The organism is uncultured Bradyrhizobium sp. (assembly GCF_964252615.1).
GTDB lineage: Bacteria > Pseudomonadota > Alphaproteobacteria > Rhizobiales > Xanthobacteraceae > Bradyrhizobium.
Map to the genome: position 1 here is coordinate 37,109 of NZ_CAXUNQ010000044.1, position 6,515 is coordinate 43,623.

Annotated in this window: 10 protein-coding genes and 1 pseudogene; 7 read left to right on the forward strand and 4 right to left on the reverse strand. The window is 55.6% G+C overall.

Annotated features, from left to right (window positions below; genetic code table 11):
* Positions 1–508: 508 nt before the first annotated feature.
* The 4 genes from ACFE72_RS18910 to ACFE72_RS18925 form a co-directional block, all read right to left on the reverse strand.
* Positions 509–736, reverse strand: a complete 228-nt coding sequence (locus ACFE72_RS18910; protein WP_375414651.1) for a hypothetical protein — start codon at positions 734–736, stop codon at positions 509–511.
* Between the two features lie 56 nt (positions 737–792).
* Positions 793–1,128, reverse strand: a complete 336-nt coding sequence (locus ACFE72_RS18915; RefSeq protein ID WP_375414652.1) for a hypothetical protein — start codon at positions 1,126–1,128, stop codon at positions 793–795.
* Between the two features lie 113 nt (positions 1,129–1,241).
* Positions 1,242–1,892, reverse strand: coding sequence for a hypothetical protein (locus ACFE72_RS18920; protein WP_375414653.1), 651 nt, complete (start codon positions 1,890–1,892; stop codon positions 1,242–1,244).
* Positions 1,889–2,182, reverse strand: coding sequence for a hypothetical protein (locus ACFE72_RS18925; protein WP_375414654.1), 294 nt, complete (start codon positions 2,180–2,182; stop codon positions 1,889–1,891). Before ACFE72_RS18925 ends, ACFE72_RS18920 begins: the two co-directional genes overlap by 4 nt.
* Positions 2,183–2,774: 592 nt before the next feature.
* On the opposite strand from ACFE72_RS18925, the gene ACFE72_RS18930 reads away from it, so the two are divergent.
* From ACFE72_RS18930 to ACFE72_RS18960, 7 genes and pseudogenes are all read left to right on the forward strand, one after another.
* Positions 2,775–3,410, forward strand: coding sequence for a hypothetical protein (locus tag ACFE72_RS18930; protein ID WP_375414655.1), 636 nt, complete (start codon positions 2,775–2,777; stop codon positions 3,408–3,410).
* 32 nt (positions 3,411–3,442) lie between these two features.
* Positions 3,443–4,084: a hypothetical protein gene (locus tag ACFE72_RS18935; RefSeq protein ID WP_375414656.1), complete on the forward strand. Its 642-nt coding sequence runs from the start codon at positions 3,443–3,445 to the stop codon at positions 4,082–4,084.
* A 30-nt stretch (positions 4,085–4,114) separates the two neighbouring features.
* Positions 4,115–5,011 (forward strand): exonuclease domain-containing protein, encoded by an 897-nt coding sequence (locus ACFE72_RS18940; RefSeq protein ID WP_375414657.1) that lies wholly within the window; start codon positions 4,115–4,117, stop codon positions 5,009–5,011.
* 215 nt (positions 5,012–5,226) lie between these two features.
* The gene (locus ACFE72_RS18945) at positions 5,227–5,436 is read left to right on the forward strand and encodes a hypothetical protein (RefSeq protein WP_375414658.1); all 210 of its coding nucleotides are present in this window, start codon (positions 5,227–5,229) and stop codon (positions 5,434–5,436) included.
* A 76-nt stretch (positions 5,437–5,512) separates the two neighbouring features.
* Positions 5,513–5,707, forward strand: a complete 195-nt coding sequence (locus ACFE72_RS18950; protein ID WP_375414659.1) for a hypothetical protein — start codon at positions 5,513–5,515, stop codon at positions 5,705–5,707.
* 73 nt (positions 5,708–5,780) lie between these two features.
* On the forward strand, positions 5,781–6,038 hold the full coding sequence (locus ACFE72_RS18955) for a hypothetical protein (protein WP_375414660.1): 258 nt from the start codon (positions 5,781–5,783) through the stop codon (positions 6,036–6,038).
* Positions 6,038–6,515, forward strand: a pseudogene (locus tag ACFE72_RS18960) (hypothetical protein); the annotation flags it as partial. The gene ACFE72_RS18955 and the pseudogene ACFE72_RS18960, both read left to right, overlap by 1 nt.

Below are 6,515 nucleotides of genomic sequence, written 5' to 3' on the forward strand. Positions count from 1 at the left end.
GCTCATTCTCGAATGCCGCAAGCGCTTCGCGATCTCGGCTGCGCACTGTGACGGCGTCAGATGTGCATACGGATCATGTATCGCAGAACTGTGCACGAGTGGACAACAAAGCGCTTGATTACAACCGCTGATATACTCGGCGCGTGCTGTGACGACGCCAGAAAAACCCGAAATCTTGTCTTTGTCGCCCTGAACGAGCTTGACCATTTTTGCTTCTCCTGTGAGAGAGGTTCAGGAACTCTTCTGATGCGCGCCGTTATGCCAGTTCCGGCAGTAACGGCAGCGATACGCGACTTGGCCTCTGCGGGCGGACTGACCCGCAGCGGCCTTGCTGATAAACGACGCCTTGCCGTTGCAGGCAGATACCGGCGATCCGAAACCCTTCAGCTCCGAGCGTCTGCGCATCCGCACTAACCCGCGCTCTGCCATAATGTCGTCGCATCGGTTCAATTCGGAACGAGTGACTGTCGGCATGACATCCCTTTAGGAGGTGCAACGCGAGAAAGTCTCAGTCGGCGATCGGGGTCGCATTCATCTCGTCAAAAATCTCGAACTGATAGGCGGTGCAGGATTCGCCGTAGCTTGGCTCTCGACCGGCCGCCTCGTCGGCAAGGAAATCCCGCACGCGTTGAAACTCCCGCGTGTATTTTTCCGGTTCTTCGATATACCGCCGCATCCATTCATTGAAGGTACGAGTCATATCGGGCGCACTCATCTGGCGAGATTTAATTGTCATCGCGCTTGCTCCTTTGATTTGGTCTCTTCGAGACCGGCAACACCATTTCGGCTAGATCAGCAAGGCCGTGCCCGAGCTTGGCCAAGAGCCGCGCCAGCCCGACTTGGAGCCTCCGCAGCGATCCTTGATTCGATCTTGAGGAGCCGGGTGCGGAGTTCACTGATTTCATTGACCGCCTCATCTTCCCGTTTTTGCTGGAGTGCGTCGTCGATGCGTCTGGCTTCTTCAGCGTCGATGCGGCGGGCTTTCAGATACCAAATGTCGTAAGCGCGCCAGTAGTGAAGGCCGGCAGCCCTCGCTACGCGAGCAATTGTGTTTTTCTTGTACTCGTCGCGAGGCCGGGGTTCAGCCAATTCCTTGAGCGCGTCCGAATAGATGATTTTCACCGTCACGAGGGCTCTCCCAATCCGATTGGGAGATTTCCCAGAGGTTGCACATAACAATTGGGACAACTCCCAAGCCAAGGGGCAAATAAAAACAGCATGATTTTGCTCCTCTCAGATTCTCAGGTTTCGGATTCGGATGCGAAACTCGACGTGATCGAATTCTCCGCGACGACGCGCAACGCGGTCGTGTTTCTGCTCAGCGCCGGATGCGATCCGTGCGTCCACTTGCAATCAAGGCCGGTACAGATCGGACACCCGAATTGCTCGGGGGCGAACCCGCATGCACCTGGATCGGCAGAAAGAAAAGTGACGGCGGCGTCTAAGTTGCCCTCCGCGCCAGCCGTCAAGTCTACCGGATGCGAGGAAATTCGGTAGGAAGCATCCGGGGTTGAATCCCGCGAGCCTGATGCCGAGACGTGGCGGGCGGACGGCTTGTCCGGTGGCCCCGCCATCTGTTTCGTATCGCCTACGTCGGCATCAGGCTCGCGAGAAATTGGTGTGACGGCCGCAGGCACGGATGGGCTGGGGGCTGAACCCGCGGCCGTCACGTTCTCGCCGAAGGTGGTGGCCCCGGCGAAACTGGAACATTTAGAACAGAAGATTCCAGCATTGAGCCGAAGTAACGCCGGTCTGATCTTGCAGCGCGAACACATCGGACGCTTCGCAAGCATACCGAGCAGGAGCGCGCCGAGCGCATCGCAGGTCTCGGGAGGCGCCATGTCGCAGTGGGCGCTAAGACTGGTCTTGAACTCGGCGGTTGCGCTGGTCATGCGTGCACCGGTTCTTTGCGGGAAACTGCGCGGAGGATGTCATGCGCGAAGGTGATGCTGGTTTTGCTGTTGGCAATGGAACGGAAGCGATGAGCCCAAAGCGGCGCGGTCGACAGACGGTCGATTTCCGCAATCAGGATGCAAGGCAGCCGGCTCAGGTCGAGCGGATGAACCAGACCAACGGCCCTAACAGTGTAGATTTTGCCGCGCTCGGGAAGGAGAACAGGTGCTCCCAGGCCATTCGCCGAATCATCAACGCACAAAACCTTTTCGTTGATCCGGAATGTCATGCGACGACCCCCGGCTTTAACGACCGATCCGGGCGAGACGTTAGTTCCGCCTCAATCCGATCAAGCTCTTTGCGGGCGTCGGTGATCGTTAATCGATGCGCGAACCCGGCTCCGCGACAAAGAACCGTTACAAAGCCGACTATCGCGCCAACCCACTGCAATGCGACGCTGTTCAGAAGCACGCCCGTCCCGATCAAGGCGACGAACAGCGCAAATGTGGACGCGTCCCGTAGCCATGACTCCATCACGGTCTGGTGGATTATGAAAAACTCTTGCGAGGGCTTCATGCCGGCACCGGTGCGGAGTCAAGCGATCCGGAAAGCACCTTGGCAAGATACCCACCAACAAACGCGGTGCGTGCAATTCGGTAAACTCTCTCCGAACGCGAGCAACGCGATGGTTGCTGCCGACGTGATTTGCAAATCACCGCGCGAGAACTACGCGCAGAAGTGGTTGCTACTAACGGATAAGTTGCGGTTTCAAAAATTCTTCGTGAAGCAGCTAAATGCCGCAGTAGGAAAAATTTCTGTATCTCCTCGACAGCCGATGTGCTTGCTTTGTTCCGGGGCGGCGGGATCAGGAGTGCATCACAATGGGAAAGGTAATTCGCGGCCCTTGGCGTCGGCGTCATGTGCGAGCCTCCGCAGGCTCGACAAAATCAGCGGGACGGATCACCTGCGACGGCCATTCGATCTCGTTGGGCCAACGCTGCGAAAACCAGCCTATCACCTCGTCGTATTTGCGGGCCGTGAAGGTTTTGCCGTCATCGTCGAGCCGGTCAAAAAACCGCCAATCGCCTGCCGCAAGCCTGCCGATCGTGGAGAGGCTTACGGAGCGTGCCGATGCATATGCTGATGCACACGCCATGAGGTTTGATCGGAGTTCGGATTCCATAAGAACGGACGATAGTCGGAAAATTCCGACTACGCAAGCAGTTTCTGTCGGAAACTTCCGACTGGAAGATAATACCGGAAAGTCGGATAAATCCGCCATGTCATCGGTGGATCAAATCAGGCGAAAATTGCAGAAAGCAATGGATGATGCTGGCGAAGGGCCGGTCACCGCCGCAATCGAACTTGACTTAGAACGGAACTATATTTCGGATTTTCTTGACGGCCGGAAGCGATCCTTAAAAACTGAAGTTACCTTTGCGCTGGCAGAACGGTATTCTATTCCAGTCAAAGATCTGATTGTCACCAAAGAAAAGCCTCTTCGCGCAACGGGCTAACCCCGGCGGAACAATCGCGTCTGGAGCGGGAATTGATTGAAGCGGGTCGGAAGCAGGTGCTTGCACTTATCTCCCAAGTCCGCGACACAAGCTCGCAGGCGGGAGGTAGTTTTGGCGCCTACGTGGTCACTGTTGGCAGCTACTTGGGTGGCGGCGCTGATTACGTAACCTCTCTTTTGGCGGACCAAGCATCCTCAATCGGCCATCAAATTGATCTCTGGCGCGCCGGCAACAGTTCCACGTTCAAAATTATCAGCGGCGATTTTCAGCCTGGTCGAGCGCTGATCGTCATGGACGGCCTACGGCTGCACAACCGCGGCAACGCGCTTGAGATTGTTCCCTTCTCAGCGATCCGTTCGGTGCAAAATCTTCATACCGAAAAACGCGCATCTACCGTCGAACGAGCCAAAGGCGCGAGCATTGGCAGCATGATCGGAGGCGGCGTAGGCTCTGCGCTCGGTATGTTCAGCGTCTTGCCAACAGGAGGGTTGGGCGCGGCGATTGGCGGAACGCTCGGAACACTTTTGGTTGTCAAGAACAGATATCAAACATGCCGGATCACCCTGCATGACGACCGAAAAGCCATCGCCATTACAGAAAGAACCAATTGGTTGGCCTTACTTGCTTCAATTCCCGAGCAACCGCGCAACCGGCTCGGATGGCGACGTTTCTGAAAATGTTCATCGCTTTGCGTGGGCGGAATTGTGGTCGATGTAACGGACTTTATCGCTCTCGATGTTGAGACAGCAAATGCCGACCTTGCCAGCATTTGCTCAATCGGATTGGTGCATTTTAAGGCTGGTCAGGTCTTTAAAGCACTAACTATCCTTGTCGATCCTGAGGATCACTTTGACCCAACGAACATCGCAATCCACGGGATTAAGCCGACGGACGTTGCGGGCAAGCCGACAATGGCTGATGTGTTCCCGGTGATTAGCGCTGTACTCGAACGGGCCGCTATCGTTCACCACAGCGCCTTTGATCGAACCGCTCTCGCTCGAGCCGCAGGAAAATACGGATCGGGAGGGTTGCAATGTTATTGGCTCGATTCATGTCAAATTGCACGCATCGTCTGGGGGCAATTTCGTGATTCTGGCGGTTACAGCCTTTCGAATTTGGCTCGCATATTTTCCATAGATTTTCACCATCACGACGCAGCAGAGGATGCGCGCGCTTCAGGGCTTCTGCTATTGCGTGCAATAGCCGACAGTGGAATTTCGCTGCAGCAGATGGTTGATGAATACGGCTACGAGTCGACCGTTAATACAACGCCAAAACGTATACGGCCACCAATATCCAGGCCCAACAAGGTTGCCTTACCAGGCAACCTTACCGGCCCCCTTGCCGGTGAAACCATTGTTTTTACTGGCTCGCTCCAAGTTTCGAGAGCGCTGGCCGCAGCAGACGCGGCAGCGGCCGGTTGCAATGTAATGGATAGCGTAACGAAAAAAACGACTATTTTAGTCTTGGGCGACCAAGATTTGCAACTGACGCGTGGTCAAGAAAAAAGCTCAAAACACCGGAAGGCTGAGGACTTGATCGCAAGGGGTGTCGCCATTCGCATCGTTGGAGAAAGTGACTTTATGCTAATGATACGCTAGGTAGCAGTACCCCCCCATTTTTTTTGGAAAAGACCGCTCTCCCGGTTCTCTGAGTGCCCGCATCGCCACCGTAATTTTGTGGTGTTCGGATTTTTTAAAAGAGAGCCCCCCAAAATTTTTATCGGATTTTTCCGACTTTTAGTTTGACAGTCGGATTTTTCCGACTTATCGTTCTCCCACACGATCCAATCCCGGATCGGAGGGGGAGAGCGGAAATGGCTCGCGCAGCGACGAAGCCCGAAGCCCGGTCGCCATATCAGAAGTACGGCAAGTCGCCGTACAAATACGAAAGCCTGAACTGCCGGCACTCCCGATCGGTCGAGCAATCGACGCCAGACTGGCGCGGCGCGGCGTGCGCCACCTGCAACAACATCACAGCGACATACAGCACGACGGCTGAGCGGCGCCGCTTTGAGGCCGTGTGATGACCCACACCCTCGACGTCACCCTCTCCCTCATCATCGCCTATTCCGGCGGATGGCTCGTGGCGGTGCTGCTGTGATGGCCGAACGTCCCGCAGAAATCAAACTCCCCGAGGGCTGGGATTGGCCGCGCGTTGAAGCGCAACGCGCCAAGTGGGGGATTTCGGACGACATGATTCCCCTCGCCGTGGTGCCCGGCGCTTGTGTTGCGTGGGGAACGATCAACAGCGTTCTCATAGAACAATCCACCCCGGCAGAGGGATTCGCGTCATGACCCGCGCTCTCGACTTCACTCTCTCCCTCTGCATCGCCTATTTCGGCACGATGCTCATTGTGGTGTTGCTGTGATGGCAGCTCATCATAGAGCACACCCAGAATACGAGACGCTTGGTGTGTTCGCCGGTTATGGCGATTGTGACGATGGGGAAATCTCTCGCGAGCGTTCATGGGAGCAATTTTGCTCGCGTGTCGAGATTGAAAGCGGATGCGATCTCCACGGTTCCGACGATTTTGATGCGGCTCACAATGCCTTTCTCAAAGGCATTACAGCGTCCGATTACGCGCTGATCGTCAAAACTATAGCTTCTGAGCGGGGGATTGTTTGATGGCACCGAAGAAATTAATCAACGTTGAAGCCGAAACCAAGCCTGTTGTCGTCGCTGATGTCTTGGCTCCGGTCGCATCGATCAAAGGCTTCGACAGAAATCTTCAATGCCGCGGATTCCAGTTCGAGGTCGGCAAGACCTATAGCGTGTCGGGCAAGATTGAAGCGTGCAGCAACGGTTTCCACGCCTGCCCAACCGATGAACATCCGCTTTCCGTTTTCGAGTTCTATCCGCCTGCATACAATCGGTTCTTTGAAGTAGTGCAAGAGGGCGATCGCGACAAGAGGGACACCAAACTTGCTTCGGCATCAGTTACGATCGGAGTTGAGATATCGTTAGGCGATCTCGCACAACGTGCCGTCAAATGGGTTTTTGATCGTGCAATCTGGAAGGATGCTCCTAGCGTTAGCGGAGATAATGAAGCTGCCACGGCATCGGGCTACAGCGGCGCTGCCACGGCATCGGGCGACAGCGGCG